12 protein-coding genes and 1 pseudogene are annotated in these 14,499 nt (G+C 71.4%); 8 read left to right on the forward strand and 5 right to left on the reverse strand.

The features are described 5' to 3' along the window. The first annotated feature begins 16 nt into the window (after nt 1-16). Nucleotides 17-676: a biliverdin-producing heme oxygenase gene (locus tag ACQP2X_RS03245; protein WP_498694254.1), complete on the forward strand. Its 660-nt coding sequence runs from the start codon at nt 17-19 to the stop codon at nt 674-676. A gap of 1 nt (nt 677) precedes the next feature. Beyond that, nucleotides 678-977 carry a DUF2470 domain-containing protein gene (locus ACQP2X_RS03250; protein ID WP_498694257.1) on the forward strand — a complete coding sequence of 100 codons (300 nt, stop codon included), beginning with the start codon at nt 678-680 and terminating at the stop codon, nt 975-977. 375 nt (nt 978-1,352) lie between these two features. On the opposite strand, the pseudogene ACQP2X_RS03255 reads toward ACQP2X_RS03250, so the two are convergent. The 3 genes and pseudogenes from ACQP2X_RS03255 to ACQP2X_RS03265 form a co-directional block, all read right to left on the reverse strand. Then, nucleotides 1,353-3,098: pseudogene (locus ACQP2X_RS03255) on the reverse strand (DEAD/DEAH box helicase); the annotation flags it as partial. 257 nt (nt 3,099-3,355) lie between these two features. Continuing rightward, nucleotides 3,356-3,580 carry a DUF3107 domain-containing protein gene (locus ACQP2X_RS03260; protein WP_498656917.1) on the reverse strand — a complete coding sequence of 75 codons (225 nt, stop codon included), beginning with the start codon at nt 3,578-3,580 and terminating at the stop codon, nt 3,356-3,358. Nucleotides 3,581-3,617: 37 nt separating this feature from the next. Then, nucleotides 3,618-4,277, reverse strand: coding sequence for a TetR/AcrR family transcriptional regulator (locus tag ACQP2X_RS03265; RefSeq protein ID WP_498694258.1), 660 nt, complete (start codon nt 4,275-4,277; stop codon nt 3,618-3,620). Between the two features lie 143 nt (nt 4,278-4,420). Between ACQP2X_RS03265 and ACQP2X_RS03270 the strand changes: the two genes are divergently transcribed. The 6 genes from ACQP2X_RS03270 to ACQP2X_RS03295 all read left to right on the forward strand — a co-directional run bounded on the left by ACQP2X_RS03270 (nt 4,421) and on the right by ACQP2X_RS03295 (nt 12,200). Next, a complete protein-coding gene (locus ACQP2X_RS03270; RefSeq protein WP_498694260.1) occupies nt 4,421-7,306 on the forward strand; it encodes a hypothetical protein in 2,886 nt (961 codons plus the stop codon). Continuing rightward, nucleotides 7,303-8,265 carry an alpha/beta fold hydrolase gene (locus ACQP2X_RS03275; RefSeq protein ID WP_498694261.1) on the forward strand — a complete coding sequence of 321 codons (963 nt, stop codon included), beginning with the start codon at nt 7,303-7,305 and terminating at the stop codon, nt 8,263-8,265. Before ACQP2X_RS03270 ends, ACQP2X_RS03275 begins: the two co-directional genes overlap by 4 nt. Nucleotides 8,266-8,332: 67 nt before the next feature. Next, the gene (locus tag ACQP2X_RS03280) at nt 8,333-9,211 is read left to right on the forward strand and encodes a DUF3152 domain-containing protein (RefSeq protein ID WP_498694262.1); all 879 of its coding nucleotides are present in this window, start codon (nt 8,333-8,335) and stop codon (nt 9,209-9,211) included. A gap of 106 nt (nt 9,212-9,317) precedes the next feature. Beyond that, nucleotides 9,318-10,499: an adenylyltransferase/sulfurtransferase MoeZ gene (gene moeZ / locus ACQP2X_RS03285; protein ID WP_498694264.1), complete on the forward strand. Its 1,182-nt coding sequence runs from the start codon at nt 9,318-9,320 to the stop codon at nt 10,497-10,499. Between the two features lie 105 nt (nt 10,500-10,604). Next, the gene (locus ACQP2X_RS03290; RefSeq protein WP_498694266.1) at nt 10,605-11,411 is read left to right on the forward strand and encodes a prenyltransferase/squalene oxidase repeat-containing protein; all 807 of its coding nucleotides are present in this window, start codon (nt 10,605-10,607) and stop codon (nt 11,409-11,411) included. 276 nt (nt 11,412-11,687) lie between these two features. Continuing rightward, the gene (locus tag ACQP2X_RS03295) at nt 11,688-12,200 is read left to right on the forward strand and encodes a hypothetical protein (RefSeq protein WP_498694267.1); all 513 of its coding nucleotides are present in this window, start codon (nt 11,688-11,690) and stop codon (nt 12,198-12,200) included. Nucleotides 12,201-12,565: 365 nt separating this feature from the next. Here the strand turns inward: ACQP2X_RS03295 and ACQP2X_RS03300 are convergent, their stop codons facing one another. Both ACQP2X_RS03300 and ACQP2X_RS03305 read right to left on the reverse strand, forming a co-directional pair. Beyond that, nucleotides 12,566-13,174 (reverse strand): hypothetical protein, encoded by a 609-nt coding sequence (locus ACQP2X_RS03300; RefSeq protein WP_498694268.1) that lies wholly within the window; start codon nt 13,172-13,174, stop codon nt 12,566-12,568. 78 nt (nt 13,175-13,252) lie between these two features. Beyond that, nucleotides 13,253-14,497 (reverse strand): glutamate-5-semialdehyde dehydrogenase, encoded by a 1,245-nt coding sequence (locus ACQP2X_RS03305; RefSeq protein WP_498694270.1) that lies wholly within the window; start codon nt 14,495-14,497, stop codon nt 13,253-13,255. Between the last annotated feature and the right edge of the window lie 2 nt (nt 14,498-14,499).

Raw genomic sequence — 14,499 nt, forward strand, 5'->3', positions numbered from 1 at the left:
GCGAGGTGCCACGTCGATGTCGTTGATGGCCGACCCGCCCGGGGCCGACCGGCTCTCCGTCCGCGTGCGCCGCGGCACCAGTGGCTGGCACGACGCCGCCCAGCGCAGCGGCTTTCTCGACGCCCTCGCGGCCGGCCGGCTGGCCTGGGAGGCCTACGCCGATCTGACCGCGCAGCACTGGTTCATCTACGAGGCGCTGGAATCGGCCGCGACGACCATGGCCGACGATCCGGTCGTCGCCACCTTCCTCTTTCCCGAGCTGCGGCGCCTGCCTTCGCTCGAGGCCGACCTGCGTTTCCTGTACGGGGCGAACTGGCTCGACCAGGCGGCCGCGCTGCCCGCCACGACCGTCTACTGCACGCGGCTGCGCGACGTGGCCTTCCGCGCCTCGACGGGCTTCGTGGCGCATCAGTACACGCGCTACATCGGCGATCTTTCGGGCGGCCAATACCTAGGACCGGCGATTGCCCGGGCGTACGGCTTGCCGAGCCCCGACGGACACCGGTTCTTCCAGTTCGCCGGGGTCGAGCCGCAGTCGTTCAAGGCGCACTACCGCGGCCTGCTCGACGGTGTGCCCTGGTCGTATCCCGAGCAGAACGAGTTCATCGCGGAGGTCGCCGAGGCGTACCGCCTCAACATCGACCTGCTGACCGAGTTGCAGCACAAATGGAGCTGACATGACGGACCCGTTCACGCCCGAGGTCGTGGAGCAGATCGCTCACCACATGAACGGCGACCACGCCGAGGACAACGTGCTGATCGTGCGCGCGCTCGGCGGCATGCCGACCGCGACGGCGGCCCGCATGTCCGGCTTGGACGCCGACGCGATGGAGTTCGCCGCGGTGGTCGACGGGATCGAGGTGCCGGTGCGCATCCCGTTCTCGGAACACCTCACCGAACGTCGTCAGGTGCGGGCCGAGGCCGTCCGCATGTACCGGGACGCTTGCGCCGCCCTGAACGAAGAGCCCCGTCACTGAGGTGACGGGGCCCTAGCGACTGGCGAGAGGTCAGGCGGTCGTTCCGACCCCGGCCTCCGAGCCGCCGGTCATTTCGGCGGGTGCACCGGCTGCGGCGCGGGCACCGGCTCCGGCGCGGGCACCGGCTGCGGCGGGCGCGTCGGCCGCATCGGCTCCGCCGGAAGCGCGGACTGCGGCGGAAGTGCCGGCTGTGGCAGGAGCGCCGGCCCCGGCGGGCGTGTCGGCGGCGGGCGTGTCGGACGACTCGGCGGTGGTGGTACCCGATCCGGATCCCCGGCTGCCACGGCCCCCGCGGCGACGGCGACGGCGCGGCTGGCCTTCCTCACCCCCGTCCGTCGACGACGAGTCCGAAATTTCGGAAATGTCGGACGGGGTGGAGGCAGTGGAGGCGCTGGCGGTGTCAGTGGCGCTGGCGGTGTCAGTGGCGATGGCGGTGTCAGTGGCGGTGGCGGTGTCAGTGGCGGTGGCGGCGTCGGCTGTGCCGTCGGAGAAGAGCGGCGCCGGCACCCGGCGACGGGTCCGCGTGCGCGGCTTGGCCTCGGCCTGGTCGGCACCGGGCGTGTCCGAGCTGTCGGTCCCGCCCGGCTCGGTGACGGAACCGGTGGTCACGGCCTCGTCTGCGCCCGGCTCGGTGACCCGGCGGCGACGGCGCTGGCGCTTCGGGCGCTCGGCGTCGTCGGTGCTGTCGCCGCTCGACGGCGCTGAGCTGGACGGACCGGAGCTCGACGGCGCCGATCCGCCCCGCGGTGAACGTCCGCCGCGACCACGGTCGCCCCGCCCACCGTCACGGCGACGGCGGCCGCCTCCGCCCAGGTCCTCCTCGACCTCGGCCGACAGGCCGGCCCGGCTGCGGTCGGCGGTCGGCAGCGTGCCCGAGACGTCGGCCGGGATGTCCAGGTCGCTGAAGAGCGCCGGGCTCGTGTGGTACGTCTCCGGCGGCTGCGGCATGTTCAGCCCCAGCGACTTGTCGATGAGGACCCAGCGGGGCATGTCCTCCCAGTCGACGAAGGTCACCGCGACGCCGGTCGCGCCGGCACGGCCGGTGCGGCCGATGCGGTGCGTGTACGTCTCGGGGTCTTCCGGGCAGTCGTAGTTGATCACGTGGGTGACACCGGAGACGTCGAGGCCGCGGGCCGCGACGTCGGTGGCCACGAGCACGTCGATCTTGCCGGTGCGGAACGCCCGCAGGGCGCGCTCACGAGCGCCCTGGTTGAGGTCACCGTGCACCGCGGCGACCGCGAAGCCGCGGAAGTCGAGGTCTTCGGCGACCCGGTCGGCCGCACGCTTGGTGCGCGTGAAGATCATCGTGAGGCCGCGGCCGTTGGCCTGGAGGATGCGCGCGACCATCTCGAGCTTGTTCAGCGGATGGGTGCGGTAGACGACCTGCTTGGTCAGCGGCGACGCGGCGCTGTCGGCGGTGTGACCGGCGTGGATCGTCACCGGGTGGTGCAGGAAGCGCCGGGACAGCGCCACGATCGGGTCGGGCATGGTGGCCGAGAAGAGCATGGTCTGGCGCTGCTCGGGGAGCATGGCCAGGATCTTCTCGACGTCCTCGAGGAAGCCCAGGTCGAGCATGCGGTCGGCCTCGTCGAGCACGAGCGCCTTGATCGAGGTGAGCTTGAGCTGCTTCTGCTTGGCCAGGTCGAGCAGGCGGCCGGGCGTGCCGACCAGGATCTCGACGCCCTTCTTGAGCGCCTCGACCTGCGGCTCGTAGGCGACGCCGCCGTAGATGGGGAGCACGCGCACGCCGCGGGTGCTGCCGGCCGCGGCCAGGTCGCGGGCGACCTGGAGGCCGAGCTCGCGGGTGGGCACGACGATGAGGGCCTGCGGCTTGCCGTCGGCGCCCTCGGACGGCGCGGTCACGCGCTCGAGGATGGGCAGGCCGAAGCCCAGGGTCTTGCCGGTGCCGGTCGGCGCCTGGCCGATCAGGTCGGTGCCGCGCAGCGCGATGGGCAGCGCGTATTCCTGGATGGCGAAGGCCCGGGTGATGCCGGCCTTGGCCAGCGCCTCGACGGTTTCGGCGCGGACGCCCAGCTCGGCGAAGGTGGGGCTGTCGACGCGGACCGGAGCGCGATCGGTGACTGGTACCAGTGCGGGTTCGTTGGACTCGATGTCGGTCATGAAGTTTTACGGGTGCCTCTCGTGGTGCGCCCGTGGAAGTCTGGGGCGCGGTATGGGTAGGGCGCGGGCCACACGCTGGAAAAGCGGGCCGCGCGCGCGTTGGCCGCCACAATCAGTGAAGATGGCGATCGGAGGAGATCGACGTCGACGGCAACTCCGCCATTCTACCTGACTCCGCGATCGTGCACCTCAGAGCGGATATACGCCGAGGGCGCCCCCTCGGAAGAAGGGGCGCCCTCGTGCGGTGCTGAAGCGAATCAGCGCGAGGTGAAGCCGAACGGACGGTTGCTCGACTCGGCGATCTCCACGTAGGCCACCTTGGCGATCGGAATGATCACCTTGCGGCCCTTTTCATCTGTGAGCGACAGGACGCTGTCCTTGGCCATCGCCTCGGTCACGGCCTGCTCGACCTCCGCCGGGGTCTGCGCGCTCTCGAGCACCAGCTCACGCGGCGTGTGCTGCACGCCGATCTTGACCTCCACGGGGCCCTCCCTTTTCGCGGTCTTACCGCTGGCTAGGCTATCCGATTTCCGCCGCCGCGCCCCCTGATGTGCCGCCCTGTAGCGGGAAGCTGGCGATCCCGCGCCAGATCAGCGCAGCTACGAGCGCTTCGGCTTCAGCTTTGGGCGTACGCCGGCCGTTCGCCAGCCAGAACTGGGCCGACTGTCCGGCCGCGCCGACCAGGCCCGAGGCGAGCAGCTCGGCCTGGTCGCCGCTGAGGTTGGTGTCGGAGATGATCGTGTCGGTGACGGCCGCGATGCAGCCCTGCTCGACGCGCTCGACCCGCTGACGCACCTGGGCGTCGTTGCGCAGGTCGGACTCGAAGACGAGGCGGAAGGCCTCGCTCTCGTGGTCCATGAAGTCGAAGTACGCCCGGACGGCGCCCTTGACGCGCTCCTTGTTGTCCGAGGTGGCGTGCATGGCGTCGCGAACCTTGGCGATTATCGCGTCGCAGTGCGTGTCCAGCAGCGCCAGATAGAGCTCCAGCTTGCCGGGGAAGTGCTGGTAGAGGACGGGCTTGGAGACACCGGCCTTCTCCGCGATGTCGTCCATCGCGGCCGCGTGGTAGCCGTGCGCCACGAAGACCTGCTGGGCAGCGGCCAGCAGCTGCTTGCGACGCGCGGAGCGCGGCAGCCGGGTCGGCCGTGCCGTCTGGGCCCCGCCGGATGCAGCGGTCATGTCTGTCGAACCTCCAGGGGGAGCCTGCTCGGATTGCCCGGATCGGCGTGTGATGCTGTCGTCGGGCAATTGTCGCGCCGCTGCAACTTATCGCCACTGCAACCACACGGTAGCCTCAGCGGGGGCGGAGCGAGGAGCGCGCGGTGGATGAATCAGGGCATTCCGGAGACACCGGAGCCGCGGAGAGCGGCGACGGTGGTGAGTCGCGTGAGCGCACCAGGGTGAACGGCTGGGCGACCTCCGACAGCCCTTGGTCCTACCAGGGTCCCGCGGCCGAACCGGAGTCCGAGGTGCCGGCCTGGCGCCGTTCCGGGGCCGAGAGCCGAGCGTTTCCGCGTAATCCGGCATTTCCGTCATCGGCCGTCCCCGCGTCGAGCGCGCCGGCGCCCGCACCGGCCCCACCCGGCTTCGTCGACGCCGGCCGCACCGGCGAGATTCCCCCGTCCGTGGCACCCGAGTCACCCGCGCCGCGCTGGGACAACCGCCCGCGCTACAGCGACCTGCTCTCCCACCTGAGCCCGTCGTCCGGCACAAGCGTCCCGTCGTCCGACGCGGGCGCCCCGTCGTTTGAGACGCGCCCGCAGAGCCTGTCCAACTCGCCGCCGCCCGTCGCGCAGACCAGCGCGCCCGCCCACCCCGGCATGACCACCGGCGAGATCCGCGAGCCCGGCCTGCGCACCGGCGACCCTCTCCTGTCGCTGCGCCGCTTCGATGTGCCGACACCCAACAGCGCACCCCCTTATCCGTACGAGGGTGATCTCGACGAGTCGCAGGACGCGCCGCCCCCCGCGCCGATCGCCCGGCAGCGCTCCGCCGTGCCGATGGTCCGCCCGGCCGCCCCCGACGCCCGCCGCCCCGACTGGAACGCGGCCGAGCCCGCGCGACACGCTCTGAACACCCCGGCCCAGGGCATTCCCCGGGTCGAGCGGGTCCGGCCCGAGGCCGCGGCCGAGGAGCCCGAGCCGTCCCGACCGGCGTACGACCCGTCGAGCTTCCCGCGCCGCCTGTCCTACGAGCCGCCGGCCCCGGCGCCCTACGAGCCGCCCTTCGGAGGTTTCGGCAGCCGTGCCGAGCTCGACCCGCGCGGACTGCCCCAGCGCGTGCCGGCCCAGCCGGACGTGCCCCAGGTTCCGGAGCCGCCATTGGTCGAGCCCACCGCCGAGACGCCCGCGCTGGCGCGGATCGCCACCCATCTGCGCCGCGGTGACGTGCTGCCCGCCGAGGAACGCCAGGAGGGTTTCGACGTGCGAGCGATCCTCGCCGCGGTCCGTGAGGTCGAGGGCGTCCGGGACGCCTCGCTGCGCTCCACCCCGGCCGGCGCGCACAGCCTGCGCCTCGACCTGGCCGAGGGCGCCGACCCGGCCGAGGTGAGCCGTCAGGTGGCCCGCCTGCTCCAGGACCGCATGGGCCTCGACGCCGCCATGCAGGGCGAGGGCCAGCCCGCGCCGCCCCCGCAGTCACCGCCCGAGTCCCCGGCCACGGCGCCGGTCTCACCGTCCGCGCTCGTGCCCCGAGCCCGCCCACAGGTGCCCACGACCTCACCGGCCCCGACGTCCGCCGCCCCGACCTCACCGGCCCGGTCCGCGACGTCTCCCACCCGCCCTTCCACCGCTCCGACCTCACCGGCCCGGTCCGGCGCCTCGCCCACCCGGCCCTCCGCCGGCTCGGCGTCTCCCACCTGGTCTTCCGAGGCCCCGGCGTCTCCCGCCTGGTCTTCCGAAGCTCCGGCCGCTCCGTCCCGGCTTTCCGAGCCGACGTCTCCCGCCTGGTCCTCGGAGACCTCGACATCGTCCTCCCGGCTTCCCGAGGCGCCGACGTCTTCGTCCCGGCTTTCTGAGGCGCCGACGTCTTCGTCCCGGCTTCCCGAGGCGCCGACGTCCTCCTCCCGGCTTCCTGAGGCGCGGACTGCTTCCTCCCGGCTTTCCGAGGCGCCGGCGTCTTCCTCTCGGACCTCGACGGCCCCGACCTCTCCGGCCTGGTCCTCCGAGGACCCGACTTCGTCCTCCCGGAGTTCCGCCGCGTCCACGTCTTCCGCCGGCTCGACGGCTCCCTCCCAGGTCTCCGCGGCCCCGGTGTCACCCTCCCGGTCGTCCACAGCGCCCACGTCGCCCGCCCGAGCCTTCCCGGCGTCCACCTCAGCGCCGCCATTCACTCCGGCGGAGCAGCAGGCGTCCGCCTCCGCCCCGCCGGCCGCAGCGACGCGCCCCGACTCGGCGACGCGCTCCGACCTGACGCGCTCGGATGCGGGGCGTGCGGACACGGCGCGCTCCGATCTGACGCGCCCGAATGCGGGGGCGCGTGCGGACGCGGCGCGCTCTGACCTGACGCGCTCGGATGCGGGGGCCCGTTCGGACACGGCGCGCTCTGACCTCGGGCGGCCCGACACGCTGGCCCGTTCGGACACGGCGCGCTCGAATCCGGGCAGCCGGACCGCTGCCGCCTCTCCGGCGAGCGCTACCACCACGACCCCCACGCGCTCGGCCGAGTCGGTGTCGCGCCGGAGCGAGCTGTCGGCGCAGCACGCCAAGCCCGAGGCTTCCGAGACCTTGGAGGGCGCCGAGGTCGTACCCGATGGCCTCGACTGCGGCCCTCCGCGTCCGCTCTATCCCGGCGAGCACCCCGGTCCCCGCGTCGTCATCGAGAACGTGCAGGTCAACACCTTCGGCGCCGACGCCACGGTCGAGGTCAAGCTGGCCGTCGGGGCGCGCACCGCGTCCGGTGTGGCCACCGGCCCGGCCGTGGACGGCTATCTGCTGCGGCTGTGCGCCATGGCCACCGCCGGCGCCGTCGACGAGTTGCTGGCCACCTCCGAGCACCCCGAAGGGCCGGCCCGCTGCTTCGTCGAGCACGCCGCCGCCGTCCCGTTCGGAGCTTCGCAGGTCGCCGTCGTCGTGCTGTTGCTGTCCTGCGGCGGCTGGGTCGAGCAGCTCGCCGGCTCGGCCGTGGTGACCAGCGACGACCGGCACGCGATGGTCCGGGCCACTCTGGCCGCCGTCAATCGCCGGCTTGAGGCACTCTTGACTCGATGAGAGGCGCGATCCTGGCCCCCGACAGCGCACTGCTGCCGGAGGGCGAAGCACCAGCACCCTGGCCCGCCCGCCGGGTCACGATCGGCGGGGCGATGCTGCACGTCCGGGACACCCCGGGCACCAGCTCCACCGCCGAGCCGGCCGTCTACGTGCACGGTCTCGGCGGTTCGTCGCAGAACTTCACCGACGTCGCCGGCCTGCTCGCCGAGCGGTTCGACGCGCAGGCGGTCGACCTGCCCGGCTTCGGCTACAGCGATCAGATCAAGCGCTATTCGATCCCCGCGTTCGCCGCGACCCTGATCGGATATCTCGAGCACGACGGCCGCGGGCCCGTCCACCTGGTCGGCAACTCGCTCGGTGGCTCCATCGCCGTACGTGTCGCCGCTCTGCGCCCTGATCTTGTCCGCACGCTCACTTTGATCTCTCCCGCGATGCCGTTCCTCGATCCACGGCGTACGGCGCAAGGTCCTGTCCTGCCCTTGCTCGCTCTGCCGCGCGCCGATCGCTTGCTTGCCTGGGGAATGGCCCGGCTGACCGCCGAGGAGATGGCCGAGCAGGTGCTGGCCGCGTGCTTCGGCGACACCAGCAAGGTCACCCCGCAGCGCCGGGCCGAGGCGATGGAGGAGATCAAGCTCCGCTACACCGTGGCGCACTATCCGAAGGCCTATCTCGGGACGCTGCGCGGACTGGTCTCCAGCTTCCTGCGGGCGTACCTGCCGGGTGAGAACTCGCAGTGGCGTCTCGCGGCCCGGGTCGAGGCGCCGACGCTGGTCATCGGCGGCCTGAACGACAAGCTGGTCGACGCGCGGGTGCCGGTGCAGGTGGCCCGCACGATCCCGGACTCGCGGCTGCTGATCCTGCCGGGCGTCGGCCACGTCGCCCAGATGGAGGTGCCGCGCCTGGTGGCCCGCGCCGTCGTGGGCATGCTGAACGACGTCGCGGCCCCGGTCGGCCGATAGCGAAACCGGCTACACAAGATCCATACGGCGCGACAGCCGTCGGTCCCGTGTGCGAGGCTGACGGACGATGATCGACGAAGCACCGGCCCCGCGAACAGACCGTCCCGATCGGTGGCGGCGCTGGTGGCTTGTGGTCTTCGCCCTGGTCATCGTGGTCGGCGCGGGCTTCGCGGTGGGCCGGCGCATCGAGCAGGGCAACCCGGCTTCGGCCGCGCCCTCGGTCTCGTCGGCGCCCGTCGTGTCGCCCTCACCGACGTACTCCTCGTCGGCGCCCGTCGTGTCGCCCTCACCGACGTACTCCTCGCCGGCGCCTTTGATCGAAGCGACCACCAAGCCGGCGCCGACGAAAGCCACCCCGCCGCCCACGCACGGTCCGGGCGTTTTCACGTACGCCGCCACGCGCGGCCCGGTGATCGGGACGAAGGGGCCGCTGCGCCGCTTCAAGGTGGCCGTCGAGCGGGGGAGCGGCGAGAACGTGAACGAGTTCGCGGCCGCCGTGGCCGGGACGCTGGGTGACAAGCGCAGCTGGACCGGCACCGGCCAGCTGCGGCTCCAGCTGGTGCCGGGCGCCGAGAAGGCCGACTTCACGGTCTTCCTGGCCACTCGCGACACCGCCGGCAAGATGTGCCTCCAGGGCGGCACCAACATCCGCGTCGGCGGCGTCCCTTACACGTCGTGCCGCACGACCGGGCGCGCCATCATCAACCTCGATCGCTGGCGGTTGTCGGCGCCGCCGTACCTCAAGGCCAAGGTCTCCCTCGGCGTCTATCGGCAGTACGTCATCAACCACGAGGTCGGCCACGAGCTCGGACATCACCACCAGAACTGCCCCAAGGCCGGCGGACCGGCACCGGTCATGGTGCAACAGACATTGACCTTGCGAGGGTGTACGGCCTACGCGTGGCCCACGCGCAACGGCAAGATCTTCACCGGGCCGGCCATCTAAAATTCCCGCATCCCGCATGTCGGGCCGGTGGTGATTGTCATGGCCGTCACCGGCGGCCACGAGCGACAATGGGTCCCGATCCTTACCGTCAACCCGGGGAGTTAACGTGGCACTGCCCCCGCTCGTCGAGCCGGCCGCAGAGCTGTCGATCGATGAGATCCGCCGTTACTCGCGGCACCTGATCATCCCGGATGTCGGGATGGACGGTCAGAAGCGGCTGAAGAACGCCAAGGTCCTGGTCGTCGGCGCGGGCGGTCTCGGCTCGCCGGCGCTGCTCTACCTGGCCGCCGCCGGCGTGGGCACGCTGGGCATCGTCGACTTCGACACGGTCGACGAGTCCAACCTGCAGCGCCAGGTCATTCACGGCGTCTCCGACGTGGGCCGGCCCAAGGCCGAGTCCGCCGCGGCGAGCATTCGGGAGATCAACCCGCTGGTGAACGTGGTCATCCACAACACCGCGCTCGACGTCGACAACGTCAAGGAGATCTTCAGCCAGTACGACCTGATCGTCGACGGCACCGACAACTTCGCGACGCGTTACATGGTCAACGACGCCGCGGTGCTGCTCGGCAAGCCGTACGTCTGGGGCTCGATCTATCGTTTCGACGGCCAGGCCTCGGTCTTCTGGGAGGAGCACGGTCCCTGCTACCGCTGCCTCTACCCGGAGCCCCCGCCGCCCGGCATGGTGCCGAGCTGCGCCGAGGGCGGCGTCCTCGGCGTGCTGTGCGCGTCGATCGGCTCGATCCAGGTCAACGAGGCCATCAAGCTGATCACCGGCATCGGTGAGCCGCTGGTCGGCAAGCTGATGGTCTACGACGCCCTCGAGATGGAATACCGCAAGATCAAGGTCCGCAAGGACCCGAACTGCGCGCTCTGCGGGGACAACCCCACGGTCACCGACCTGCTCGAGGACTACGAGGACTTCTGCGGCGCCGTCTCGGACGAGGCCCAGGAGGCCACGCTCGACGCCACGATCACCGCCCGTGAGCTGAAGGACTGGCAGGACGCCGGCAAGGACGTGTTCCTGGTCGACGTGCGCGAGCCCGCCGAGTACGAGATCAACCGGATCCCGGGCTCGGTCCTGATCCCCAAGGGCGAGATCCTGTCCGGCGAGGCGCTGTCCCGCTTCCCGCAGGACCGGCAGATCGTGCTGCACTGCAAGTCGGGTGTGCGCTCGGCCGAGGCGCTGGCCGCGATCAAGGCGGCCGGCTTCAAGGACGCCGTGCACGTCCAGGGCGGCATCGTGTCGTGGGTCAACACCGTCGACCCGTCACAGCCGTCGTACTGATACGCCATCGGGTGTCACGCTGGGGAGTCGTCCATCGATTCCCCAGCGTGATTACCTGTCGAGACGGCACAGCGGAACGCATCCCGTGGTTGTAGCGTCACGGGAGTGGTAGATATCGACGCCGCCATCGGGTATGTCGTGGCACACGGGGACCCGGTGGAGCGAGCGCGCCTGTCCTACCTGCGCACCGGGCAGCGCCCCGACCCGCAGGTGATCGAGCGCATCGTCGCCGGGCAGACCGAGAGCGGGGGCTGGCCCGCGGCGGCCGACGCCTCGACACCCTCGATCGACGCCACCGCGTTCCGCCTCAACGAGCTCGACGACCTCGGCGGCCTGCACGGCGAGCCGGTCGACCGCGCGCTGGCCTGGCTGGCCACCGTGCAACGCCAGGACGGCACCTGGCAGGAGGACGAGTCGCTGGCCGGCGAGGCGCCGGCCTGGGCGATGCCCGGCGATCCCGAGGCGACCCTCTATCTGACCGCCCTGGCCGGCTTCTGGATGACCGTGGCCGAGTTCGAGGCCCACCCTCATCTCGACGTCCCCGCCCGGTACGGCTCGGCGCTGGCCGCCGCGGCCCGCTGGGTGGTCGTCCAGCTGCGGCCGGACGGCACGTGGCCGTCCTTCCTGGCCGCCGGCTGGCACGCGGCCGGCTTGCTGCACGGCCAGCAGTACTTCTACGAGTCGGCCCGCCTCCAGCTGGTGCTGGGCGACCGCTTGCCGGAGATGTCACCGGCCGACATCGCCTCGATGGCGGCCGCCCTGCGCCGGATGAACCTGGGCGACGACTGGCTGTTGCAGAGCGTCCGCAAGCGGCTCGGCGAGACCCAGCGCACCGACGGTGGCTGGGACAGCGCCGAGGGCCCGATCTTCGACGTGAACACCACCCTGACCGTGCTCCGCGCCTGCCGGTAGAACTCTCAGCGCCCGCACAGGCCGGACATAGCGTCAAGTGCGGCAACCAAGCTGCACCCCAATGTGCCTGCTCGGCTACCGTCCCGCTACCCAACCGACATCACGCTCCGTAATAACGGCTTATGGGCTGTCCCGGACAGAACCGGCATAGTGATGGCAGGCCCAGCGAGGGCCGAGGCGAGGCGAAGATCCGCTGGGCGATGAAGATGGTCGCTCCAGTCCGGCGGGGAGTCAGTGGCGAAACCGGCGCCTTCCTTTCAGTGGAGGAACGCCACAATGCGTAAGTCTGTCAAGCGCGCCGTCGTCGCCGGCACCGCCATCGCCGCTGTGGGTGTGGTCGGAGTTTCGTACGCCGCCTGGGACGCCAACACCACGGGCAAGGCCTACGCCAAGGCCGAGACCGGCACGAACGTCGTGGTCACCCAGGCCACGACCGACGCCTCGCTGTACCCCGGCGCCACCGGCGACGCGTACATCGAGGTCCAGAACCCGAACAAGTACCCGGTCCGCATCAGCAAGATCGCTTGGACCCCGTCGGACGGCGTCGCGGCGACCCCGGTCGCCGGCAGCACGTGCAACAACACCGGCGTCTACTTCGGTGACTTCAGCAACGGCCCGGTCGGCACCAACGGTGTTCTCTCCGGCCTCGAGCTGGACCTCAAGGCCGGTCAGACCAAGACCTTCAAGCTGACCGACGCTGTTCGCATGATCAACAACTCGGAGAACGGCTGCCAGGGCGCGACCTTCAGCATTCCGGTCGCCGTCACCGCGGCCAGCAACGCCAGCTGATCCGGCTCCGGCGGCGAGGAGCGCTCCTCGCCGCCGGCCCGTTCCCGGGAGATTCCGATGAGATTGTCACGGTCCGTGGTTGGCGGCTTGATAGCGCTCACGGTGCTGTCCAGCCCGGCGGCGGCTTGGGCCAACTGGGACGCGACCGCCGACGGTGCGGCCATGGCGCGGGCGGCCGAACTGCCCCGGCCCGGATCGCCGGTGGCGGAGGTGCGCGGCTCCCGGGTGAAGGTCGACTGGCCGACCACGACAGGGGTACCGATCCGCGGCTATCGGGTGACACGCGTCGATCGGTCGACCGGACGCACAGTCAGCGCGGCCGGCAGCTGCCGCGGTCTGGTGACGAAGAGCAGTTGCACCGACCGTCACGTCGGGGCCGGCCTCTGGTCGTACGAAATCGTCGCCGTCGCCGGGAAGAGCTGGACATCCTCGCCGAGCGTGGGCACACCCGTGCCCGTAGCCGGCGCGCCGACCACGGTGGACAAACCGACAGCGCCCGCCAGCCCGGAGCCCGCCAGCCCGGAGCCCGCCAGCCCGGAGCCCGCCAGCCCGGAGCCCGCCAGCCCGGAGCCCGCCAGCCCGGAGCCCGCCAGCCCGGAGCCGTCCAGCCAGGAGCCTTCTGGTCCCGAGCCTTCCAGCTCGCCGGATCCCTCCAACTCGCCGCAGCCGTCGCCTTCACCGCAGGCGTCGTCGCCCGCAGCGTCGTCCCGGCCGTCGTCGCCCGCAGCGTCGTCCCGGCCGTCGTCGCCCGCAGCGTCGTCCCGGCCGTCGTCGCCCGCAGCGTCGTCCCGGCCGGCGTCGTCCCGGCCGGCGTCGTCCCGGCCGTCGTTGCCCGCGGCGTCGTCACGGCCGTCGCCGCCATCGGTGCCGGCGCCCTCAACGCCGCCGTCGGCACCTTCCTCCTCGATCATGCCTAAAAAGCCGGAAAAGTCCGCCAAGCCCGAAACCTCCACGGCGTCGGTCGAGCCGAACATGTCCGCGAGGTAGCTAGGGCCGCGAAACCGTCCACTCCGGAAAAATCCGGAAATGTCGGTTGAGGAGCCAGCGCCTGACTACCTCGTGTGGCCGTTGCCCGTGACGATGTACTTCGTCGAGGTCAGCTCGGGCAGACCCATCGGGCCGCGTGCGTGCAGTTTCTGCGTGCTGATGCCGATCTCGGCGCCGAAGCCGAACTCGCCGCCGTCGGTGAAACGGGTCGACGCGTTGATCATGACGGCGGCGGCGTCGACGCGGGCCGCGAAGCGGCGGGTGGCCGCCAGCGACTCGCTGATGATCGCCTCGGTGTGGCCGGTGCCGTAGCGGCGGATGTGCTCCAGCGCGTCGTCGAGCGAGTCCACCACGCCGACCGAGATGTCGGCCGACAGATATTCCGTTCCCCAGTCCTCTTCGGTCGCCGCCACCACGTTCTCGTCGTAGGACGACACCCTCGCGTCGCCGTGCACCGTCACCCCCGCGTCGGCCAGTTCGGCCAGGACCAGCGGCAGGAAGCGGTCCGCGATCTCGCTGTGCACCAGCAGCGACTCCGCCGTGTTGCACACCGACAGGCGCTGCGTCTTCGAGTTCAGCGCCACCGCGAGCGCCTTTTCCAGGTCGGCTGCCTCATCGACGTACACATGGCAGTTGCCCACGCCCGTCTCGATCACCGGCACCGTCGATTCCTCGACCACCGCCTTGATCAGCGAGGCGCCGCCGCGCGGGATCAGGACGTCGACCAGGCCGCGGGCCCGCATCAGCTCCTTCACCGAGTCGCGGGTCGTGGCGTCGAGCAGCTGGATCGTGTCGGCCGGCAAACCGGTGTCGGCCACCGCCTTGCGCAGCACCGCCACGATCGCCGCGTTCGAGCTGAGCGCCGAGCCGGATCCGCGCAGCAGCACCGCGTTTCCCGATTTCAGGCAGATGCCGGCCGCGTCGGCCGTCACGTTGGGCCGGCCCTCGTAGACGATGCCGACCACGCCGAACGGCACCCGCACCTGGCGCAATTCGAGACCGTTGGCCAGTGTCGAGCCGCGCACCACGTCGCCCACCGGGTCGGGCAGCGCCGCCAGCTCGCGCAGTCCGTCGGCCATCGCCTTCACGCGGGCCGGCGTCAGCGTCAGCCGGTCGATCATCGCGTCGGAGAGCGAGGCCGCGCGCCCGTTCCGTACGTCCACCTCGTTGGCCGCGACGATGTCGCCGCTGTTCTCCTCCAGGCGGTCCGCCATCAGCAGGAGGGCGCGGTCCTTCTCGGCCCGTGTCGCCGCGGCCAGGTCGATCGAGGCCACCCGTGCGTCGGCGGCCTGCTGCAAGACGGTGCTCATGG

Source organism: Actinoplanes sp. CA-131856 (assembly GCF_050956135.1).
Lineage (GTDB): Bacteria > Actinomycetota > Actinomycetes > Mycobacteriales > Micromonosporaceae > Actinoplanes.

What these genes read in the sequence shown, in the direction of transcription:
- ACQP2X_RS03305 (WP_498694270.1), bottom strand. Translation starts at nt 14,497, where the DNA reads ATGAGCACCGTCTTGCAGCAGGCCGCCGACGCACGGGTGGCCTCGATC.
- ACQP2X_RS03300 (WP_498694268.1), bottom strand. Translation starts at nt 13,174, where the DNA reads ATGTTCGGCTCGACCGACGCCGTGGAGGTTTCGGGCTTGGCGGACTTT.
- ACQP2X_RS03245 (WP_498694254.1), top strand. Translation starts at nt 17, where the DNA reads ATGTCGTTGATGGCCGACCCGCCCGGGGCCGACCGGCTCTCCGTCCGC.
- ACQP2X_RS03280 (WP_498694262.1), top strand. Translation starts at nt 8,333, where the DNA reads ATGATCGACGAAGCACCGGCCCCGCGAACAGACCGTCCCGATCGGTGG.
- ACQP2X_RS03275 (WP_498694261.1), top strand. Translation starts at nt 7,303, where the DNA reads ATGAGAGGCGCGATCCTGGCCCCCGACAGCGCACTGCTGCCGGAGGGC.
- ACQP2X_RS03250 (WP_498694257.1), top strand. Translation starts at nt 678, where the DNA reads ATGACGGACCCGTTCACGCCCGAGGTCGTGGAGCAGATCGCTCACCAC.
- ACQP2X_RS03265 (WP_498694258.1), bottom strand. Translation starts at nt 4,277, where the DNA reads ATGACCGCTGCATCCGGCGGGGCCCAGACGGCACGGCCGACCCGGCTG.
- ACQP2X_RS03295 (WP_498694267.1), top strand. Translation starts at nt 11,688, where the DNA reads ATGCGTAAGTCTGTCAAGCGCGCCGTCGTCGCCGGCACCGCCATCGCC.